The organism is Lysinibacillus sp. NPDC056232 (assembly GCF_042267565.1).
GTDB lineage: Bacteria > Bacillota > Bacilli > Bacillales_A > Planococcaceae > Lysinibacillus.
In genome coordinates, this window is sequence record NZ_JBHJTF010000028.1 from 24,553 (window position 1) to 46,809 (window position 22,257).

At 38.9% G+C, this 22,257-nt stretch carries 22 protein-coding genes; all 22 read right to left on the reverse strand.

What is annotated here, in order from left to right:
- Nucleotides 1–7: 7 nt before the first annotated feature.
- A complete protein-coding gene (locus ACFCYJ_RS18810) occupies nucleotides 8–1,303 on the reverse strand; it encodes a pre-toxin TG domain-containing protein (RefSeq protein ID WP_376075788.1) in 1,296 nt (431 codons plus the stop codon).
- Entirely contained in the window at nucleotides 1,303–2,037 is a 735-nt protein-coding gene (locus ACFCYJ_RS18815; protein WP_376075790.1) for a phage baseplate assembly protein V, read from the reverse strand. The genes ACFCYJ_RS18810 and ACFCYJ_RS18815 overlap by 1 nt, the downstream gene beginning before the upstream one ends.
- Before the next feature lie 316 nt (nucleotides 2,038–2,353).
- The gene (locus ACFCYJ_RS18820; protein ID WP_376075792.1) at nucleotides 2,354–2,701 is read right to left on the reverse strand and encodes a hypothetical protein; all 348 of its coding nucleotides are present in this window, start codon (nucleotides 2,699–2,701) and stop codon (nucleotides 2,354–2,356) included.
- A gap of 620 nt (nucleotides 2,702–3,321) precedes the next feature.
- On the reverse strand, nucleotides 3,322–3,801 hold the full coding sequence (locus ACFCYJ_RS18825) for an antitoxin YezG family protein (protein WP_376075793.1): 480 nt from the start codon (nucleotides 3,799–3,801) through the stop codon (nucleotides 3,322–3,324).
- A 7-nt stretch (nucleotides 3,802–3,808) separates the two neighbouring features.
- On the reverse strand, nucleotides 3,809–5,098 hold the full coding sequence (locus ACFCYJ_RS18830) for a DNA/RNA non-specific endonuclease (RefSeq protein ID WP_376075795.1): 1,290 nt from the start codon (nucleotides 5,096–5,098) through the stop codon (nucleotides 3,809–3,811).
- Complete coding sequence (locus tag ACFCYJ_RS18835; RefSeq protein ID WP_376075797.1) at nucleotides 5,098–6,627, reverse strand: contractile injection system protein, VgrG/Pvc8 family; 1,530 nt, start codon at nucleotides 6,625–6,627, stop codon at nucleotides 5,098–5,100. Before ACFCYJ_RS18835 ends, ACFCYJ_RS18830 begins: the two co-directional genes overlap by 1 nt.
- Before the next feature lie 33 nt (nucleotides 6,628–6,660).
- The gene (locus tag ACFCYJ_RS18840; RefSeq protein WP_376075799.1) at nucleotides 6,661–7,068 is read right to left on the reverse strand and encodes a DUF4280 domain-containing protein; all 408 of its coding nucleotides are present in this window, start codon (nucleotides 7,066–7,068) and stop codon (nucleotides 6,661–6,663) included.
- Between the two features lie 148 nt (nucleotides 7,069–7,216).
- The gene (locus ACFCYJ_RS18845; RefSeq protein WP_376075801.1) at nucleotides 7,217–7,948 is read right to left on the reverse strand and encodes a hypothetical protein; all 732 of its coding nucleotides are present in this window, start codon (nucleotides 7,946–7,948) and stop codon (nucleotides 7,217–7,219) included.
- A 35-nt stretch (nucleotides 7,949–7,983) separates the two neighbouring features.
- The gene (locus tag ACFCYJ_RS18850) at nucleotides 7,984–8,535 is read right to left on the reverse strand and encodes a serine protease (RefSeq protein ID WP_376075802.1); all 552 of its coding nucleotides are present in this window, start codon (nucleotides 8,533–8,535) and stop codon (nucleotides 7,984–7,986) included.
- 25 nt (nucleotides 8,536–8,560) lie between these two features.
- On the reverse strand, nucleotides 8,561–9,691 hold the full coding sequence (locus ACFCYJ_RS18855) for a pentapeptide repeat-containing protein (RefSeq protein WP_376075804.1): 1,131 nt from the start codon (nucleotides 9,689–9,691) through the stop codon (nucleotides 8,561–8,563).
- A gap of 16 nt (nucleotides 9,692–9,707) precedes the next feature.
- Nucleotides 9,708–11,132 carry a hypothetical protein gene (locus ACFCYJ_RS18860; RefSeq protein ID WP_376075805.1) on the reverse strand — a complete coding sequence of 475 codons (1,425 nt, stop codon included), beginning with the start codon at nucleotides 11,130–11,132 and terminating at the stop codon, nucleotides 9,708–9,710.
- A 2-nt stretch (nucleotides 11,133–11,134) separates the two neighbouring features.
- Entirely contained in the window at nucleotides 11,135–11,827 is a 693-nt protein-coding gene (locus tag ACFCYJ_RS18865) for a hypothetical protein (protein WP_376075807.1), read from the reverse strand.
- A gap of 40 nt (nucleotides 11,828–11,867) precedes the next feature.
- Nucleotides 11,868–12,641, reverse strand: coding sequence for a DNA and RNA helicase (locus ACFCYJ_RS18870; RefSeq protein ID WP_376075809.1), 774 nt, complete (start codon nucleotides 12,639–12,641; stop codon nucleotides 11,868–11,870).
- A 34-nt stretch (nucleotides 12,642–12,675) separates the two neighbouring features.
- Nucleotides 12,676–12,831, reverse strand: coding sequence for a hypothetical protein (locus ACFCYJ_RS18875; protein ID WP_376075810.1), 156 nt, complete (start codon nucleotides 12,829–12,831; stop codon nucleotides 12,676–12,678).
- Nucleotides 12,832–13,412: 581 nt separating this feature from the next.
- Nucleotides 13,413–16,061 carry a molecular chaperone gene (locus tag ACFCYJ_RS18880; RefSeq protein ID WP_376075811.1) on the reverse strand — a complete coding sequence of 883 codons (2,649 nt, stop codon included), beginning with the start codon at nucleotides 16,059–16,061 and terminating at the stop codon, nucleotides 13,413–13,415.
- 23 nt (nucleotides 16,062–16,084) lie between these two features.
- Entirely contained in the window at nucleotides 16,085–16,780 is a 696-nt protein-coding gene (locus ACFCYJ_RS18885; RefSeq protein WP_376075813.1) for an iron-dependent peroxidase, read from the reverse strand.
- Complete coding sequence (locus ACFCYJ_RS18890; RefSeq protein WP_376075814.1) at nucleotides 16,771–18,048, reverse strand: normocyte-binding protein; 1,278 nt, start codon at nucleotides 18,046–18,048, stop codon at nucleotides 16,771–16,773. Before ACFCYJ_RS18890 ends, ACFCYJ_RS18885 begins: the two co-directional genes overlap by 10 nt.
- 1 nt (nucleotide 18,049) lies before the next feature.
- Entirely contained in the window at nucleotides 18,050–19,696 is a 1,647-nt protein-coding gene (locus ACFCYJ_RS18895; RefSeq protein WP_376075816.1) for a serine/threonine protein phosphatase, read from the reverse strand.
- 42 nt (nucleotides 19,697–19,738) lie between these two features.
- Complete coding sequence (locus tag ACFCYJ_RS18900) at nucleotides 19,739–20,578, reverse strand: PP2C family protein-serine/threonine phosphatase (protein ID WP_376075817.1); 840 nt, start codon at nucleotides 20,576–20,578, stop codon at nucleotides 19,739–19,741.
- A 6-nt stretch (nucleotides 20,579–20,584) separates the two neighbouring features.
- Nucleotides 20,585–21,112, reverse strand: coding sequence for an FHA domain-containing protein (locus ACFCYJ_RS18905; RefSeq protein WP_376075819.1), 528 nt, complete (start codon nucleotides 21,110–21,112; stop codon nucleotides 20,585–20,587).
- Between the two features lie 40 nt (nucleotides 21,113–21,152).
- Nucleotides 21,153–21,728: an FHA domain-containing protein gene (locus tag ACFCYJ_RS18910; protein ID WP_376075821.1), complete on the reverse strand. Its 576-nt coding sequence runs from the start codon at nucleotides 21,726–21,728 to the stop codon at nucleotides 21,153–21,155.
- A gap of 36 nt (nucleotides 21,729–21,764) precedes the next feature.
- Entirely contained in the window at nucleotides 21,765–22,199 is a 435-nt protein-coding gene (locus ACFCYJ_RS18915; RefSeq protein ID WP_376075823.1) for a J domain-containing protein, read from the reverse strand.
- Between the last annotated feature and the right edge of the window lie 58 nt (nucleotides 22,200–22,257).

Sequence of the window (22,257 nt, forward strand, 5' to 3'; positions counted from 1 at the left end):
TCTCCTTCTAAGGTCTATATACAGCGTGCTTTATTACTGGTAGTAATCCGTCTCCACGAGGTTTACTAAATATTAACTCCCAATTGCCTACGTTCATAATTTCTTCATATTTGACACCTTCATTAACAGCTTTCTTAACAGAGCTTTCGAAACTTGACAATAAAGTTTGACTATTTATCGGCATACCATGTGTAGTCGCATCTCTGGTTGTATACTCTACCATATGTTTTGTTCCATTTGGATGTACCCAAAATTTTTCACCATCTACTGCTAATTCAAATGATTTAGGTATTTTTGTACCATCATAAAATGGTTGAGTTATTTTTATATTTCCCCACACTGTACCATCATCTAAAACATTACCCGTACCCTTAGGAATATCCCCTGTATTTTTCGATGAATTTGCAGCTGTTTCGGCTACATTAGTCGCGTCCTTACCTTCAGAGATTAATTCAGAGGCAAGTTTCCCTCCTTTTCCTACTTTAGCAATACCACCAAGAATGATACCTGCTGTGGCTATCCCTCGATCCGTAAGATCCAATTTTTCCTTTGTAATTGGATTGTATCCTTCGTACGCCTCAAAACCAGCTTTAGCATTTCCGAGAAACGGGACTAAATCTGCAATTGTAGATAGTAACGTTAATAATATTCCTGGTTTCTTTACTGGTTGTTCAACAGGACAGGATTTTTCTAAATTTATATACTTTGATTTTTGTGCTATTGATGCTGCAGCTTTACTTGCTTTTTTAGTAGCCACATTAACATCATTTTTCTTTGCATGTACTATTGTTTTCGTTGCGGTTTTAACTGCTTTAACAGCTGTCTTTGTTGCGGTTTTAACCGCTTTAACAGTTGTTTTTGCTGCGGTTTTAACCGCCTTAACAGTTGCTTTTGCTGCGGTTTTAACCGCCTTAACAGTTGCTTTTGCTGCGGTTTTAACCGCCTTAACAGTTGTTTTTGCTGCCTTTTTAACTGCCTTTACAACTGTTTTTGCTGCCTTTTTAACTGTCTTTACAACTTTTTTTACATACTTCTTGGCCTTTTTAACTGCCTTTTTTACAGCCTTTTTAAACCTCTTAACCAGTTTGCTCTTGGATAGATTATTTTTTAGCTTCCTGGCTTTTGTCAAGACCTTGCCTAACTTTTTCTTGAGCTTTTTCTTCGCTTTTTTTAAGGCTTTCTTTAGTTTCTTTTTGGCCTTTTTGAGTTTCTTTTTAGCCGCTTTTTTAACTTTCCCTACAACAGGAATACTGCTTAAAGCACTACCTAGTGCTCCAAAGAATCCTTTACCCTTCTTCGCCATTAAGCACCACCCCCACCAATAGGGATCATGCCCATGACGTCTAGTGCGGATTCAAGGTCAGCGCCTTCTCCCGATGTATTAGACACGGTTACAGGTGCTTTATTCGAGCCTTCCATTGTCACAGCCTGTCCCTGAATATCGGTGATTCCATCAAAAACGAGACTGCTGGAGCCACATGTTAAGCGCATTGATTCTGTTGAGCTCATGGAGATGCTTTTACCTGCAAAGGTGATCGTATCATTGGCTGTTAGTGTAAGTGGGTGCTTACTATGTACTTCTACTCCGCTTCCCTGATCCACCTTTAGGAAAACGGCGCCTTCCTGTGCGGTAAACGTGACAGATTGTGGGTCTAGCTTGATGTCCTTGCCTTTTGGTGTGCCCCAGTAGGACGTTTTGGGATCGGCTGTTTTTGGGTTAGAGTCGCCGCCCTTTCGTACACTGTGGCGGACAATGGCTGCTTCCTCCCGGTGTGTCGGGAAGGCAAGATGAACGCTATCGCCTTCTTCTGGCGGGCTGTAAAAGCCGCTATGTCCTTCTGCTGTATAAGGCGTAGCAAGTGAGAACCATGTGGCTTCTTCCTTTTTTTGTGCTTCATCAATGGATAGGTGCAGGCGTACTTGATCCTTCTTGACCTCTAATACCTTTCCCTCAATCGCTATGCCTGACAGTGAAGGAATGTTTAGTCTTTCATATAGGAAGCGACAACTTGTTTTAAAGAATGTCGACTTTGACACAATACAAAAATAAACAGCTCATACTCACCATAAAAACGGTTGTGTATGAGCTGTTTGAGGGAAAGCTTTTTAACTTGTGATATTTTTAGAAATAAAAGTTTCCTTATATTTTTTATTTTAATTAATAGATATCCATACCAATTTTTCACAAGTCACTTTGTCTCAAACTTAAAATATATTCAAGTATACCTTACTAGTTATCGTCGGGTTGAATGATTTAATAATTACCTAGTTCTATAATTTTATTTTACAAATTAATATCATTTTGAAGTAGTTTTATATCCATTTCAATTAATATAATCTTCGAAAACAGTTTTTACAAAAAAACATTTAGTTTTATAAGTAAAAAAATCTGCAATTCACTAATTTTGATACTTTCTATAACTACACGTATGAAAAACGTTATTTTACTAAAATCCACTTCATTTAATGGGGCTTTAATGGAGCCTTCCATTTCGACAATCTGCCCTTGGATAACTGTAATGCCATCAAGTACGAGACTACTTGACCCGCACGTAAAGCTTAAAGATTCCGTTGCGCTCATGGCAATTCTTTTTTCAGCGAAGATGATGTTGTCATTCGCTGCGCTGTTACGGTTAGTATTCTTGATTTTTTTCAGCTTTTTCTTCGTGTTCTTTTTGAGTTTGGCGATTTTCTTGCTCAATGATTTCCCCGTATTTTTTACATTTCAAACGCTAGGAATCCTGCAAAAGAAGCTCGTGGCGACCAAAGTAAAGTCTCTGATTATCACACACCACTGCCTTACGGAAGTGCACCGAGGGCATTAATTGCCGCTTCCAGATCAGTCTCATCTGTGTCATCTGCTATGCTGGTGATAGGTGCCTTGTGACTGCCCTCTAATGACACGACTTGTCTTGTAGGTCGGTAATTCCATCTAATACAAAGCTGATGGAACAGATTATAATCAAAAGTACCCTATAAGATTGACCTTTTCAAAGTGCATATCTTTTAGGGTACAATTTATCACCGAATATATAGTTCATACGCATGCTGAGTGCATTTTAAAGGATTTAGTTACTTACCTATATAAAATTTCAAATTTATTGAGAAATTTTAAATTTCAATAGATCCGTCAAAGAATCTTTCTTATCTAATAACCAGATTTATTTCCACCATGTAAGTGTACTTTGTTTTAATTGAAATGTACGATTGTTTTTTCTTGTCCATAACTCAAAACTTCCGGAACCCATCGCTTAGCAAGGGGAGGCGAAGTCACAAATACGGGCAGATAATCCGAATTGTAGACATTGTTAAGGTTTAGTTTTACCCTTTTAAATTATTGATATAATTTTGTATAAACTGTCTATTTTTTTCATTTTGAGGTAACAAACCTAAATGTTGATATTCAAAAATCATTTGTCGTTGAGTCGGGAATATTACTGAATTAATTATGTCTTCATAATCATAATTAATTTTTATTTTTCCAGGATACTTTAATGTCAGCGTTAAATTCGTCCATGGTTCTTGATCATTATCAATAAATATTTGTCTTAAATCATAAAATTTATTTTGTAATTCTACTAATAAATTGTCATAAATTTTTTCACTCACTTTATATTTTTCAGGAATATCATGAGAGTAAATAAAATCTTCATTCGCCGAAGTATTAAAATAAAAGTACACTACTCTAGAACCGTCTAATATTTCAGCATATAAGTAAATTTCGTGCCAAATACCATCTGGTATCATATCTATAACATGCTCTGCTATCATAGGGTACATCTGATTCATCTGTTGTTCCATACTTGTACTAACCTCCAATTTGATTTTGTATTGTAACCTTTTGTGTCCTACCACCATCGATTGAGTAATCAACTATAAAACTATCAGGTCTAGCTGAGTCTCCAGTGTATTGAGGTTTTATTTTTACATTCACGGTTTCTCCTTTTTCTAATGCTGATGCCCATTCTTGTTCCATCTGATGCCATACTCCACCTGCTTCATTTATTTGAGAATTCATTGGAACTAAATTATCAATACCTCCAGGACCCTTAAATTGACTACCAATTAAATGACCACCATCATCTCTTTCGGGATACTTACCTCGAATTCGGTCTGTTCCTCCCGCATTACTTTGAGCATATTGATTTCTCTTTCCTTTGCCAAGTTGTAAATCGGCTTCGACACTATTAATATGACCAAATTCATTGGTTTCATAGGAATATCCTTCTTCGGTTTTGTACTTTACATTTGGTTGTAATACTTTTTTGTTACCATCCTTAGTTATATGTTCTCCATAAGGAACTTCAACTTTTTTACTACCATTAGTCTCTTCAGGCTTCTTAGGATCTTTACTTAGGTTAGGCCGTGTTGAATTCGTTATTATACGGTTCGTAGAATTAGGAATATTGTCCAAAAGGCCAGTTCCTTTCCTTCCAGCAAATTCCTTAGCGATATTTAGTACTGTTTTAGTCCCCCAGTATGATCGTGAATATGCATCCCCGTTGATGACATCTTTCTTAAAAGAGTCTTTTACTGAATCTTTTATCCCAGTAACTGTTTGAACTGGGTGGAAAACTAGATTATATGCTCCTTCCACAGTCCCAGCTATTGAATCATTTAGATATCCAATTGGGTGGGCCACAAATTTTTTTACTTCACCGTAAATATCTTTCACTATATCTACTGTTGCATCAAACTTTCCTTTTTCTATTGCCGTATAGGTTTTGGCAACTTCTTTTGCAGCAGTTTTTACTACGCTTACAGCTTTGTTATAAATTTGATTTGCCTTCTGGTACACTTGTTTTGACGTCCGTTGTACCCACCGTGCTCCCTTCTGGATAGTGTTTTTTAACCAGAGCGTTCCCACCTTATAAATACGCTTCCCCCGTCGGATGAGCCACCTTTTGAGCCTTCTTGCTTTTTTTCGTGCCTTTGTATAGATCTTGCCCAATTTTTTCGCAAACCTTTTTATATATTTCCCTAGTTCCCTCCCTAGTTTTTTGATCCCCTTCACCGCATTCTTACCTATTTTAATAACTGTCCTAACGACAGGGATACTACCAAGGAAATTGCCGACTGCTTTAAAAAATCCTTTCATTAAGCACCACCCCCACCAACAGGGATCATACCCATGACGTCTAATGCAGAGCCAAGGTCAGCTCCGTCTCCCGATTTATTGGATACAGACACAGGTGCTTTGTTGGAGCCTTCCATTCTCACAACCTGTCCTTGCATATCGGTGTTGCCATCCAAGACAAGACTACTAGTACCACAGGTTATTTGCATAGATTCTGTTGCACTCATAGAAATGCTTTTCCCAGCAAAGGTAATTTCATTGGCTTTTAGCGCAAGCGGATGCTTACTATGTACTTCTACTCCACTGCCCTGATCCAGCTTTAGGAAAACGGCGCCTTCCTTTGCGGTAAACGTCACCGATTGCGGGTCTAGCTTGATGTCCTTGCCTTTTGGTGTACCCCAGTAGGACGTTTTGGGATCGGCTGTTTTTGGGTTTGAGTCGCCGCCCTTTCGTACACTATGGCGGACAACGGCTGCTTCCTCCCGGTGTGTCGGGAAGGCAAGATGAACGCTATCACCTTCCTCTGGCGGGCTGTAAAAGCCGCTATGTCCTTCTGCAGTATAAGGCGTAGCAAGTGAGAACCATGTGGCCTCTTCCTTTTTTTGCGCCTTATCAATGGATAGGTTCAAGCGTACTTGATCCTTTTTGACCTCTAATACTTTACCTTCTATCACTGTGCCTGGCAGTGAAGGAATGTTTAGTCTTTCTTGACGAATACCTGCCTCGGACAGTAAATGATACTCATATGTAAGGACACCTTGTTGCATGCGGGCTATGGATTTGGCCACAACTAACGTCTTGTTTTGGAGTTGGACACGGTCACCGAGTGCTAATGTTTTTTTGGACTCGATTACATAGGATACTGTATCCCGTTCCTCTATTGGTGGCTCGATGTCATTATGCTTTGTATGTAGATACCTAGAACGATCCTTGGTGATTGTATAACTAGCAGCTGTCAATTTTTCTAATCGACCTTCTGGTAGTCCAAACCATAGTTTAGGCTTATCGGCATCTACTGCTGGTACAAGCACTGTTCGAAAATGCGAGGCCATGCGCTTTAGAAATTGCCAGTCCGTCTCTCTATATTGTAATATAAATTGCTTTAGAGGTGTAGCCTTTGACGCAGTGTCAATAACATCTGCACCCGGATAGCTAGTAAGCACTTCCTTGAGCATGGCACTGTACGTCATCTTGCCGTGCTGGAAGGACCTAGCATTACGTTTACAATCCAAGGTAAATGTAGATGACACCGCTTCTAACTCAATTTGATACACGCCTCTCACCATACGAACGACCACTTCGGACACTTGCCCCTTAAAAAGCGGTCGCATACGCTGTCCATTGCGTTTTTGATAGAGCTCAATTTGATCTGAACTGCTGGCAATTTGCATACATCGATCTTTCTTTTCCTCTGGAATGAATCCTGTTATTGATAACCTTGCATGGTCATTCACTGTTTGGGTCAAGCTGAGATCATGCAACGTCTGAACCTCATAGGGAGATACGAGCTCAAGCTCTCCGTATCCAATCACTTCCTCATACGTGTTCACATGAATTCCCTTCTTTCCTCAGGGGATGATGGCTTATTCTTGACCATCATCTTCTACCTTTATCGTCCCGCAATACATGCACATATTAGTAGATTGATTGATAAGTGCGGGGAAATTCTCAATCATCTGATCAGACTTACCATTAATCCACGGCATCGTGACCACTGGTGTACACGGCATCGGTTTCAAAACACCATTATTAGCCGCTGTTGCTGCTGCCACCGTAGGATTAGATAATGTTTGACATAAACCGAAGGGCTGAATATTGACATAGGGCTTATAATCCATCGTGTTCATCTGTGCCTTGTTTTTTGAGTAAACACCATGGCTTACAGGCATCTTTAATATGCTTGTTTGATCGCCCTGTGAGCACGATAATTTGGCACCAGCAACTACATAACTGCGCTGCTCATCGCCTTTTGTCTGCATTTCATCTGCCATCGAAAACCACCCTTTCTATAAGAAAAGTGCCTTCACGCTGCTTCACTTTGTACACTCAAAAGCGAAAATAATCCTTTACTAATTCGCTTTTGGGAATCCTTTATCGCGATGCATGAATGCCTAGATATTGATTTAAAACTTTATGACTTTAGAAAATTAGTATTTCCTCTTGCATTTCTTGACTTTCCCCAAACGACTTTGTGTAGATAATTTTTTTCTTACTTTCCTCTAGCTGACCAATTGAAATTTGTAAAACCTGCATTGTATCTTCTCCTCCCATACGATAAGTAAGACCGTTCCACCTGCCTGTAATTTTTTGCTCGTCAGACGCTTCAATCTTATCTTCATATGTTAGGTCACCTAATTCGCTATGCAGTGTTTTTCCATCTGCGCTAATTTTAAAATTCTTAACGATTGTAGCTGTTGGATTTTGTATCGTTAACTGCTCATTCGTTTTTGTAATGGTAATGTCGCTTTCACCAATTTTCCCAAGCTTCATATGCTGATCAAGCTCTAGGAAAAACTTATATTCGTCTTCTGTAATGCCTAATTTTTCATCATAGGGAAGCTGCTCACCTTTAGCTAGCCCGGCTATTGTTTCTAAATACCATTCTTTATTTTTTGCGAGAGAAGCTTGCATCGCTGCTGTAATTTTTTCCACTTTCTCGTTTAAGTCTTTTGGAAGACCGATTGCCATGACATCTGCCTTGAATGTGCCTTCTTTAAAGCTTTGAGCCAAATTCTCTTTGCTCATATCTACTTTAGCTGCGCTTTCCTGTGCAACTACTGGCTCTTTTTTCTCACCTTTTTCAGCTTCACCTGCCCCACAACCAGCTAGTACTAATGCTGCAAAAGCAGCCGTTGCCCATCTTTTTTTCATGTTAATATTCTCCTACTCTATGTATTGCTAGTTTTCTATGCATGAAGGATCTCGTTCCATTTGCCTTCCGTTCGCACTTTGCGTAATCGAATACCTCGAAATGCTCGGCGCAATATACTTTCTGCTAACTCAATATTGACAATGATATAATCCTCTTTAATACCTTCAATTTGAAAGAAGGTGTATGGTGCGGCTAAAGTCTCGTCAATAACAAGCTTTTTTAGCGTTCCATCTAGATGGAATTCAGTTTGAGGTGAGAGACAGGCAACTTTTGGTGGAATGGAGAGCCAATATAACGTCTGTTTTACTTTTGGTATATCCACGAGAACAACTGGTTTAAATGGTAGGCGTGGCTCATATTTTTCCACTAGCTGCTTCACTGGATCAGCTAAAAGACCAATGGGCTTTTCGATAAAATCGATATAGTCATTTTCACTTTTATCTAAAACAGGAAATTGACGCTCTAGCTCCTCTAGCTCCTCCATTCTTTCCACTGTTAATAGTTCTTTTTTAATAATTTTTGATAGTCCAACTGGTTCTACAGCATTCGAGATACGCTCATCCTGAGATAGAATAAAATAGTTCATCTTTTAATCTCCTTTTTCACAACATCTATTTCCAAATGACACTCGCTGTTTGGAATGGATCTAGCTTCAGATGCTCCCGTGCTTCCTTCGAGAACACAGCTTTTTCTAAATTGGCTCCTTCAAAATGAGCATTCTTGACGTTAGCCCCGATAAAGCAAGCACCTCGTAAATTAGCTAGCTCAAAATCAGCTCCCTCTAAATTAGCGCCAGTAAAGTTCACTGGGAGATAGCCTGGCATTTCCCACTTCTGTCGATCAATTAATCCACTTGCTCCCTGTGTTTGTTGGAAGTTAGCACCTTGCAATTGACTATTGCTAAAATTTGCCTCTTGGATCGTACTAAAGCTTAAATCAGCGTCCATTAGCTGACTATTCCTAAGATTGGCCCCAATAAGTAAGCAATTACGCATTTGGCTCTGTGCTAAATTCGTTTTCTGGAAAAAGGCATATCGAATATCTAAGTTTTCATAGCTGCCACCAGATAGATTTAATTTGCTAAATACTTCATACGGATATTCATCCTCTAATTTTTGATCAAGCCAAGCTTTGATTTCTTCGATATCCTTCGAGGAGAAATCCTCGCTATAGACAACTTCATTGACATCCATAAATTCACCTATACGAATTTCTACAGCAACATCACGATCAAGTGCTAAATATTCGGGACATCTAATAATGTCTGGCAATGCATATCTAGCAAGGCTAATAACATATTGATGGAAATGAGTCGCTTCCTTTAGCTTGATGTGCTCAATATCCGCTTGGGTAATGGCCCCCATGAATGTTTTGCTGTATACATATAATTCTTCAATGAATTGCTCTAAAAAACTTAGAGCCCAGCTTGCATCATAAGTAGTTAATATAGGACGCGGGTCAAATAACCATTCCTCATCTGTCCCCTCTACTAGATAGTGATGACGTCCCTCCAGTATCTCTGTGCGCAGCATGGAGAACGTAATATGTCCAATTGGGCCTTTCTGTTGAAGAGATTGTTGCTGCTGTAGCTGACGACAAATGGTTTGAAAGGATTTTCTAAATTCCTCTGCAAGCTCTTCTTTTGAGGCTTGGAAAAAATCTTCTAACGCCAAGAGATGTTTCAACCGTCTTTTCTCTACTTCTGTTTCATAAAAATGCTGTAAAACTCCTTCTGCTTGCATATGTGTCTCCTTCTTTCTAATTGGCCTTTACTTCTTTCCCGAAAATTTGCACACTGCCATCCATCGTTATTTTACTTCCCTTGCATTTTAGTGAAATTTCTTCCTCCGCAGACAAAAGAATTTTCTTACTTGCATTGACTGAAATATCTGCCTCGGAAATAAGCTTAATTTCCTTTTTACTAAAAATTTCGATACCGCTTGCTTCATTTATACGGATAAAAATATCGTTATCCTTTGCTGTAATGACAATTTCCGTTGGGCTCATCTTAATTTCTTTGCCAAAGGCTGTTCTGTAATATTTCGTCGAAGGATCATCTAGCTTGTTCGTTGCGGTGCTGGCCAAATTTGTTCGAATCGAGCTACTAGCAACTCCCTCCTCCTCACGATGCGAAGGGAAATACACATGAACAAAGTCGTTAATTTCAGGCATACAGTACCAACCACTATGTCCCTCGGCCGTGTAAGGCGTTGCATAAAAGAACCAATGCGCCTTCCCTTTATCCTGTTTTTCATCAATGTTTAAATGGACTTTTATATGATCCTTGGCGACCTCTAACACTTTACCGATAATGGAAACACCAGAAATTTCATCATTAAATATTTCGCTCTTGTTCATGCCATTTTTCGTTGAAAGTGTATAACGATGCTTAAGTAAGCCATCCTTCATCGACATATAGGCTTCACAAACATAGAGTGTTTGCTCATGGAAGGTTACGTGGTCGCCTATGGCAAGTACCTTATCGGTTTCCACTTCATAGTACAAAAAGTCATGTTCTCCCATACCACCATTGCCGTTCTCTGTATAGAGAAGATAGTCTGCTAGTTTTTTTCTTGTCGTATAGTGATAGTCTTCTAGCTTTCCTTTTGCTTTGCCAGCTGGGACACCAAAATGGAACTTTGGCTTATCAAAGGTTGCAGCAGGAACTAGTCCCGTGTTAAAGCGGGAGGCAAGACGTTTTAAAAACTCCCAATCGGTTTCTCGGTACTGTAGGGTAAACTTCCCTAATTTCCCTCCTTTTGTAGCCTCATCGATCACATCGAGACCAGGATAAAAGGAACTCATTCGTTTGAATAGAGATGAATAGGTCATCCCTTTATCCTGATAGGAGCAGTTTTTCTTCTTAATATCGAGTTGATATGTATTGGAAGCCGCTTCTACTTCGATATAATAAATATCTCGAATCGCACTTACTTTGACGCCTAATATAACCCCCTTAAATAACGGGGTAGGTGCACCTAAATGATCGAGCTGATTCACTTCAATGGCTGAATGGACCTCTGTCATTTCGACGTACTGATCCCGAACTTCCTCAGGAACAATACCCGTAAAGCGTAATGTTGCATGCTCATTCATTTTCTTTGTGAGCGTAAGCTCTTGAATGCTCACTAGCTTAAATGGTAATATTTGCAGATTATGATAGGCAGTTACTACTTCGTTCATCGTCATACTCCTCCTATCCTTCCGTTAGGAGCGAATTGCATTGTTTCCATCATCGCTCTTGCGATAGGACGCCAAGTGTCAGTATCCTCCTCCGTACAATTGAACGTACCGATAAGCACTTTCCCATCAATCGATACAAAGAACATTAAATTAAAAATCTCGCCATCAATAGCAGGTGTAATGACCTCAATAAAGCCAACTGTTTTGTCATCTATTTTGATAACATCCGTATCAAACCATTCTGCTGCAGGCTGAGCTTGCTCAAGAACGTCAATCATATTTTCCTGAAACTCAGCTACCCCCTCATCAGGTAACGAATGTGATGTCTTGTTGAAAGCTAGATTGATAGTAGATGATTCATCCGTATAAATAATGTTTGGTCTTCGTTCTGACGGATATTTTAATGAGGCTAACGCAGCTGGCATGATCGAAAATAGCTTCGGCATTCGGAACGAAATTTTTCCATCCAGGACATGCTGATCAATGACCGGCACTTCCTGCTCATCTATATTGACAAAATCCTTGTAAAGGTCAATTGCTTCTAGTTCAGACTGTTCCTCCTGTAAAGGCTCCTCAGGTGGCGCTTGCTCCTCTTTTAAAGCTGCTTCCTTTTGAGCTAATTCATGTTGTTCCTGCTCTCGCATTTCATTTCTAAGAGCGATAATTTGTTCATCTAAAAATTTCAACCCATTCACCTTCCATTTCTTGAACGTTTTTTCATCAGGAGACCATCAGCTAGTCAACAATCATGCGCTTTGGTCGCCCTTGACTGTGCCCTGTCATACGACCGCCGCGCTTTGATTCCAATAAAATACGGTTCAAGTATTTATGAATCTGACTATTAGAAAATGTTTGGTAATCAAGCTCTAGCCGATTGCAAATATAGAAATCGATTGCATCTCGTTGAACCCGCTCCTGATTTATGCACTCTAAAGCAAAAGCTATATCATACGGATTTGCTGGGCGATTTTTTAACAGTTCTCGTGCAAAATAGTACAAAATGATTGGATGGTATGTGCTTTTTTGAAAACCTGCATACTGACTGTGAAGATAATTAACCGTATTGTACTCAGTAGCAAAATCAAGAAAATCAGTATACTCTGAACGCAATTTGGCACCCGATTTTAATTTAAAGCGTGCTAACTCTAGCTCATTGTTTGCAAGCTCTATCGAATCATCTAGAACAATCTCTGTTGTGAGATTCCTAAAATCTAATTCATTCACTTCTTCAGCAAATCGTACTTTTAGAATTGTTTCACTTCCTGTTGCCTCATAAGGAAGTTCGTAGCTACTAGGTAGCGTATAGAGCTTTCCGTTATGCTTGATAATGCCTTTTGTAATGACGAGGCTTGTATCTGCTACAATGATATTTGCCCCCGCAATAATGCCATTAGAATAATCTTGGAAATATAAATCTAAAAATTCTCTTGGGTAATCTCGCAAATTTTCCAGCATTTCTCGCTTTAAAATGCGGCCCTTTTGAAAATGTGGATATTGATTGGCAAACAAGCTGTCACCCACCTCTTTTCTTGTTTTTCACTGATCAATTATGCCTCGGCATAATTGTAGCTGTCGCTTTGCTTTCGCTACTGAAAACATTTGCCGCTTTCGCGCAGATAAACAATCCGTCCGAAATCGCCTTTGTGCTTAGGCCTGCATGAGGGCCGACACGATGTCGGTCATTTCGGTAATGCCACAAGACATGGCATTTTTACCGATGCAGGTCAGTTAGCCGTTATCGCATGGATGCGATGAATTTAGGCAAACATCCTCTGGGAACCCGATGACTTCTCAGAGATACCTGATCACTTTCGGGGCTTACCCGATCATTTCTCAGGGATACCTGATCACTTTCGGGGCTTACCTGATCACTTTTCAGAGATACCTGATCACTTTCGGGGATTACCCGATCACTTTTCAGAGATACCTGATCACTTTCAGGGCTTACCCGATCACTTTTCAGAGATACCTGATCACTTTCAGGGCTTACCCGATCACTTTTCAGGGATACCTGATCACTTTCCGGGCTTACCCGATCATTTTTCAGAGATACCTGATCACTTTCCGGGCTTACCCGATCACTTCTCAGGGATACCTGATCACTTTCCGGGCTTACCCGATCACTTCTCAGGGATACCTGATCACTTTCCGGGCTTACCCGATCACTTCTCAGGGATACCTGATCACTTTCCGGGCTTACCCGATCACTTCTCAGGGATACCTGATCACTTTCCGGGCTTACCCGATCACTTAAGAACTTCTTTCCATCCGTCGAAGGTGTTACTTCAATCCATCAAAGAAATCCAGCTCAGACAAATCGGTTTCGAAGGCAAAGAATTCTTTGCTTCCGATAAACAGCTGCTCGTCTTTTCTTGCTACTGGAACTACGTGGAAGCCCCAATGATCTTCGCCTGCAAAGACAAAGAACTTCACTTCCCCATTCGTGATGGAATCCGTCTCGTCCTGCGGAATTTTATCTTGATAGTGCGATGCGATATTGTCATAAAGAACAGGTGCATAATCCTCCTGACGATTAAAATAAGTGTATTTATACGCTGTGTGATCGTCGCTGCCAGTGAGGAAAAACTCCACCTCTTTTACACCCCATGGGCGAGAAATCGTCCCGTGAATTTGATTCAATCTTTCTAAGCTACTAATCAGTAATTTTTCCTGACGATTATGCGTAAAGGCACTGACAGCATAAGGTACGACTGGCGCATGGTTCGTCACTTCTGTTTCAATCATGCCAATTTTCTTGGCATTTAAATAACGAAGCGCTCCCCTTAAACAAGCAAGCTTTAACTCTGGAACTTTACCGATATTTTCAGCCTTTTGTCTAAATTCAATGCTGCGTCCTGGTACAAATTCCTTTAAAGCCTCACGAAATGCGTCTATTTTACAGGATTGTCCCGTCAATTTAATGATAGAATAGTCACTCAGTATGCCACTCTCATAAAATTCCTCTAAAAACTCTCGCACGATATCATAAATATCTGCCTTTATGAGATGATTGATTTCTTTAATGTTGAAAAAGACATTTGGAAAGTCATAAACTTCCTTAAATTGATTGTTTTCTACCAACGACAGGCACCAGCGATCCACTGCTGTGACATTTAAATCACTATCGTGCTGCATATCGGCATCCGCATAAAAACGACTTCTTAATATCCCTGTTTTGCGGAAAAATTCCTTCTTCATCTCTTCTGCCATTTCCCATAAGAAATAATAATTATTGCGAACACGGAGGTACTCATCACGTGTTCGATTTTCATATTCCTTAAAGCGTGTGGGGATAATATATTCGGCATCTACAAAGGCTTTTTCGAATTGCTCATACACCGCTTCTACGCCATGATCGTCTACATATCGATAAATATCCTTACCAGGAATATCTATTAATGCATCGATATCATAATCATTTTTCCCTCGACTATAATAGTTAGCAAAAACGATTTTCATAAATTGGAAAATGCGATAGGTAATATTGTTGCCACCAAAATTCGTATCTCCATTTTCATAGGTAGTATGAATATCAATTTTGTAAGAAATATGTCCGTCCTCTATTCGAAACTTACAAGAAGAAAGGTCTGTTGTTCCGCCTCCACAATCGATCACGAGCGCTTTGTATTCCTTGCCATCGAGAAAACTATCATTCTCTATTTGATTGGCGATTGTATTATAAAGAACCGACATCCCTTCATCGAGAGCATGCTCAGTTTCGATTTGGTATTCGGGTAAAATCGCACGAAACATATCTAAAAATTGTGTTTTCAGCTTAACGGGACTGGAGATATGTAAATGCTTGAAGCGACATTTAAATTGATGCTCCGCCATTCGAATAATATAAAGCATAAACTCTCTTAAAATTTGGCTACGTGGAACAAGTGCAGTATTCCCGTTAGCATCCATCACCTCTTCCAGCTTGGCATAATTACTAACCCATCGCTTAATACCTTGGAATTTCGTAGCCAATGATGTATAGCTATTTTTTTTCATCATTTTTAACGCTTCATAGCCGTAGTGATAGTTTACTTGGTCTGCATTTGAGCAATCTGCGACAGTCATGACCGTCGGCACTACTTCAATCCATTCGTTTTGATGAAGTGGATCTGGAAATTGCACAAAATTGATGCTATTTAGCTGAATTCTGTCATTTAACAAATCATGACTGCAAGGAGAGGACACATAATCACTCTCTAAATAAACACCAGCCGTTGTATTGGTTGTACCAAAGTCAATCGCAAGAATGGCATTCGTTGTTTCCAGCTGTTTCATCTCTAAATCTGGAATTGGAACCTTATAATAATGAAGATTTGTTGGCGGAAGTGGGGTCTCCTGATAGTACGTCTTATAGATATACTCAGAATCTTGCTTTCTTAAAAAAATAAAGCTGTAGTTTTTATTGTTTGTCTTCCGAATACCAATTGCTTGGTCAGCAGCGAAATAGTATTGATTTGGGACTTCGTCGTCTTTAAGGATATTAAGGATGCCGCAAAGTTCCAGCTGCTCATTGACTAGCAGTACATTAGATTCAACAAGAAAACCGCCTGTTTCCACGAAATACCGATCTGGTTTATCAATCTTCATCCCGCTATATAAGCTCATTTTGGCAGGAATTTTAATGTCACCATTGTCAGACATCTGCGTTTTTAAATACTCTTGCATGGCCGCTTCTACTCGTTCAAAGCCCCCATCCTTTTTTTCTCTAATAAGAGGGTTTTCTTCAGAGCCACGGTATCTTAAAATTTTGTCGATTAACTCGTCTCTTGTCAGTGTATTAATAAGCCCCGTCACAAGCTTTTCCTTATAGCAAATATTTCTAAGCTGGAAGGTTGTCATTTCCATTAATTCTACTCGTGTATAGGTCATATATTTCTTTTCTGTATTACGCTTATTGGCATACAGCTTATATGAATATTTAGTTGTCATTGGAATCCCTCCTCTTCCCCTATTTAGTAAAGAGCTATTCGATCTAGCTTCATCGTTTCCTCTGCATCAATAATGCCAAAATGATATTGCCAATAAACCTCCATATGAAAGCCTATTGGCAGAAAAATTTCTTGTACAAGCTGTACCTTTCGCTCATTCTGTTCTGTGTGCTTTTGACGGATGTATAAAAGCAGCTCATCCTGGTCCTCCGATTTCACATAAATCATGCAATTTTTAAAGAGCCTTTTCAGCGTATCCTTTAATAAGTAAATTTCTTCACCTGTCCTGTACAGTCTTAGCATGTTGAGCGCAACTATTTCTTGCTCCTTTTTCGTAAAGGCATGAATATTGTCACGCACCAATTTACCAAATACATCGGCCTCGATTTCCCTTAAGATAAAGCGAATATAGAACTCTCTCTTATTCATGCCCTGCATACGATCAATTTCAGCTAAAAAATGCAATCCGGTATCTAAAAGATAATTCCTAAACTCTATGTCTGAAGTATGATCAGGATGGAAAAGACCATTAAAAATTCCGTAATAGCGATAATACGGATTTACTTCAACGTGCTGGTCAACATACTGTGCATTTAATAGTTGCGGACTTAGTTCCATATAAGGTGAATAGGCTTCGGCAAGATGAAAATAAATATCCTTTTTAGAAAGTCCTTCATCCTCAGCTTTAATGAGCAAATCCCAAATATAGTTCATAGCCAAACACCTACACATTCATATTCGAAGAAATGTCGTTGCACTTCTGATACGAGGAAGCTTAAAATATCGTTTGCGATAAAGTTTCTCTCCTCATTCGCCTTAAACTTTAATAGCATTGTTTTTTTATGATTATTTTCTCCTATCATTTCCGTTAAGAAAGTGTTTGCGGAATGCGTAAAACTTGTTCCTGAGAAGGAGTCCACTATTTCGACATCTACAAGCTCAAATCGAGTAGCTGCCTCAAAAGAGTTAATCATACGAGTAATTTCACCCTTCGTTTTAACAGTAGCCGTATACTTGTTAGCGAATTTGTGTATAAAATGTTCAATTCTTCGATTTGATACAAGTTCATAATTTAATTTCCCGATCTTCGCATCTTCCATCTTGGCAATTTTTATTACCTGCCAAACCCCTGACTTATCCTGGGGTGAAACAATTGTTAATTCATTGTCTGAGCGTTTAACGTAACGAACATTATCCTCTTCGGCCTCAACAAGATAGCCATGCTCGTTTCCGATTTTACGTACGGAAAGGACATGTTCAAAATTCACCTTATCGATAGCAGGGACGGGAAACCCGACATTTTTGACCTCATGGCGTTCAATATTCCATAGCGGAACCATATTTAGGCGTTTTTTGTCCTCATACTCTTCTAAATCAATGATTATTTCAGTAATTTCAGCATCCTCATTTAAAGGTGAGCAATCTACCAAATTGACATTAAAAAATTTATAGACGAATGGATGATTAATGGTTTTCCATGGTAAACCATTTATTTGGAAAAGCGGATACAGCTTGTTTATCTCTTGCAAATAGTCCGTATTTTGTGTAAGGCTGACTTTAATCTCTACTTGTCCTTCTGTTGTTACTAGCCTTCCATTAAAGAGTCTCTGCTCAGCAAGCAACTGTTGAATTTGTATGGAATCACATGCTAAAAATAAGGTGAACAGCACTGCAGGTTCATTGTATTTAAGTGATTCAAGCAGTTTTTTTATTTGGATTGATTTACTTTCTAAGTCAGCTGGTCGCATCGGGAATAAGCATTCATGAATAGGGTCAACATCCTCCTTAGAACTTAACGTCACATAAATATCAAACCTATTCTCAGCATCATCTATTTCATTGAATATACGCTCCTCAAGCCTTTTGTTCATGTCATCCTGATAATCGATTAAATTTACAAAAACGCCACTTACAATATCCTTTAGCAGTTGACGTTGCTCTAAATCCTCTATTTTGCGTAACCGTTCAATCATGAGCTCTTTTATCAAATTATTTTCCCTCTTTCATCACTTCAGCATCAGATGGCTCACTAGCAGCTGTCCCTTTATTCGTAGGCGGTGCTGCCTGATCAGGTGGCGCTGTATCGGCAGCTTGTGCTTGAGGAGGCGGATTTAATTTATCATTGGCGTTCATAACCTTTCGCTCAAGACCTAAAACCTTGGACAGCAGCTCTGTCTCCTGATAAATTTCCTGTGCAAGTGTATAATATTCAATCGCTTTCCCGAACTCTTGGCGTGCATAGCTCTGATCTCCGCTTTTTTCTAAGCCTTCAGCCTTTAATTCCTTCTGGGCCTTTTTCAATTCGACAATTTTAGCCTCTGTTTCTTCTATTTTTGTCTTTATTTCAGGTTCGCCAGTATAGGCAATGGTCAGGGCTTTTTTTCTTGCCTTTTGATACGTTTCAAGTGCCCCATTGTAATCCTCTGCCTCAAATCGAAAATCTCCATCTTTCACAGCTTCAGCAATTTGTACAATGGTATCCATATTAGCGATTCTTTGTTCCACTACTGCTTTCCCAAAGTCTTTAATAAGCTTTCCTTCTTTTTTAGCCTTTTCATATGACTCAAGGGCATCGTTAAATTTACCTTCTTCCGCTGATTTATCTCCACTGATAATCAGATCGGTAACTCTTAATTTTTTAGCTAGTAAATTTCTATGTATTGGATCCTTCAATTTTTTGGCCGCATTTCTGCCTTCACTATATTCCAGCAGTGCCTTATCATAAGTTCCATCTTGAAAATACTGGTTTCCGCTCTTTTCATGATCTTTCATCTCGATGGTTAATTCAGCCATTTTTTTGGCTTGCTTTGCCTGATAAAAAATCGTGCCTCCACCTACGACCAAAGCTAGCATTAATGCAGCAGCAATCATTTTGATGTATTTCATTTTTTTCTTATTTGTTTCCTGGTAAACCTTGTTAGCAAATATGGCTGCAACTGTGTAATTATTGACAACTTTCTTTTGCCTGCTTAACAGTACCTCTTCTAATACATCAATGTATTTCTCAGGCTCTTTTGCATCTTCCAACGCATCTGCCATTTCAATTTCATTGACATCCTCCCAAAAGCCGGCTGTACAAAGCACTAGTACATCGTCATCCATTAACTTCATTTTCTTTGAAACAAACGGCTGAAACTCTTTTGGTTTGCCCAGATAGTTGAGTAAATTGGTTCTTTCCTCGTGCTGGCTAATATCGAGCGAACGATTCCTATCATTCACTAGCTCATGCGCTAAGCTTTGATCCGTGCTTTTAAACGTTAATGTCCCATTACGGAAATGATACAATCTCGAATTTCCTGCAACAGCAACAATCATCTTTGAGTAATCTGAGACGACAATGACAATACTAGCCTTCAATCTCACCCTTAAGCTTTGAGCTTGAAGAATATCTTGTGCATATTTTAAATAATGTTTAATTCTCCGTCTGGACATGGATGGCTTTTCCATAAATTTTTCTAAAATTGCCTTTACAGCAAGCTCTGCACTACTTATTTCCTGATCGGAATCTAACCCTTTTACAGCTACCCAGCAGGCTACATCGTCCAGCTCTGTATAGGCAAAGTAATCTTTATTTTGCAAAAATGAGCCCGCTTCGGATAAAAAGCTTGTTTTAAAGTTGCTATTTTCCTTTCTCATGATTACTCCTCCTTATTTACTGACTCATTGAAAGACACATGATTACCATGTTTTTTCTAAAATAACGATGGTTGCATTATCTTGATTTTTTAAGCGTTTTTGTTCAACGGCTTTTATCATGTCTTGAGCAATATCATAGGGAGTAGCTTGCTGAGAGAGAATTTTCTCCATTTCAACCTCTGTTAAAGTATCATAGACGCCATCACTAAATAGACATACTTTATCCCCTCTATTTAGCTGAATCGGACTTTTTCCTATATCCATATTTTTAAAGCCTTCATACCCTAAATAATTGATAAGTCTCTTTTTCAAAGGATTTTCCTGCACCTCAAGCTGAGATATTTCACCAGATATATATCGCTCAGTTAACACTGATTCAAAAATATGCTTTTGATTAATGGCCTTAAATTCTCCATTTCGAAAAATGGTAATGACACTATCTCCAACGGCTCCCCAGTGAAGAAATCCGTTATCATCAATAACGGCTGCCACTAATGTAGTACCACCGTTCGAGCCATTTAAATTTTCAACAATCATATGATTACTTGCAAAAGCGGCCTCCTTAAAAAATTTTTCTAAAGTATTTAGACCGCTAAGCTTTTTAAATTCTTCAATAAATGTATTGACAGCAACCGTACTTGCCATTCTACCGTTTGCTAAGCCACTAATGCCATCTGCTAGGACAGCAATTGTTCCATCTTTCGTTTCAGCTGTAGAGAAATAATCATCCTGCTCATCACGTCTGCCAATCGTTTGTCCATTTCCGATTGCTACTTTGTTTTTTTCATTTTGTGGCGCAAGCATGTTTCTAATGATTAATAATGCAATGAGTACAACGATAAAAATAAGCGCAATTATGTATGGCAGTAGTTTCTGATCCATTCGTCATCATTCCTCACTGTTGTTGTTTTCCCATTCAAAGTGAACACCACATAAGGGAATAAAAAGAAACATACTTCTGCCTAACTGAATCACATCATATGCTGCAAGCTCCGTTGGCGTATAAATCGCTTCATTATTAAGATAGGCTAAGCCTGATGCATCTCCTGGAAGTAGATAAAAGTTTCTTTTTTTAGGATCATAAACAATGACTGCATGGTTGCGCTGAGAAATCGAATTATCTCCAACAATACGAATGTGCATATCCTCAGCTCTACCAATAAAGTTTTTTTCCGATAAAATTCGATAGTCTCGACCCATTTGAGGCCCTTCAATACAAACTAACCATCCCGTTACCGGATCAATTCCATCCATTTCTCCGAGATATGGCATCGTTTTATCATCTAGCTCTGCTACAGCTGTTTGCTGACTGCTTGGTCTTTGCTCCTGTTCCACCATTACGTTGCAATACGGACATACATTTCTATGTCTTCTGGAACTAAACATGTGACCATTTGTGCATCTAATCAAACTCATTTTCGCTATCCCCCGTCTATGTTTACGAATTTACTTGTCTCTATTTCACTAAAATTCGTGTATTTGCTATGTATATCGTGTCTCCATTACCTATTGGGTAAGGGTTTTCGTGTTTTATTCTGTTTTTAACGCGCTTATGAGCTTTTTTTAGTCCAACACCATTTACCGAATCAATATCCTCTATGTACCATACTCCAGAAACATTATTTAATACGGCATGCTCATAGTTAATAAGCGATTCATATTCTGTACCGCTTAAGTCGATATCTGCCTTATTGTCAGCTGAACTTTTCCCAATAAGTAATGACGTTTGGTCACCTATCTCCCATTCATCTATTTCAACTCCTCGATCATTGAGGAGGACTAATTTTCGAATTTTTTTATTTGTCACATTGTAATTTGTATCTCTTGATTCATACTTTATAGAGCCATAAATAATTGCTAGTATGACCAGCATTAGTCCAATAATTGTTTTCAAAATAACATCCTGATTCATGACAAATACGTATAGAATGAAAAAGAAGGCGATTGTGACAATAATAATATCGATTATTTTTATAATCATTTGTTTCTTTGGGTTTTCAGTGTATGCATCCATTGAATTTTGGTCATACATGGTATCACACTCCTTCATACTAGCTATGGCTTCGTTTTACTTGTTAAAAAAACGTTCAAATAAATCAGTTGTATCTAGTGGATTTTTCTTTGCATTCTTATTAAGGGTTGACGACATTTCCTTTGTTTTAGGATTAAAACCAAAAAAATGCTCAAAGTTCTTTTCTAAATTGTCCATATTAAAGTCTGGCTTTTTTTCAGTAGACTGTTGGCGGGCAGACTGTTTTTCATTTGTGTTTCCAGCACTCCAACCTTGACCAGCCCCATCTAGTCGAGCATCATATGCCTCTCTTGAAGTTTGATCCTTCAGTACTTTATATGCCTCTGTCACGGCTAAAAAAATCTTTTCAGATTCTTTGCTTCCACCGCTCACATCTGGATGATGCTTTTTTGATAGTTTTCGGTAAGCGAGTTTTATTTGTTCTTGCGTTGCATCTCTACTGACACCTAAAGTTGCATAGTGTGTTTTCATATTTTTCATCCCCATTATTAGGATTATTCAAAATTATCTAAGGAACTATGAAAGTCCC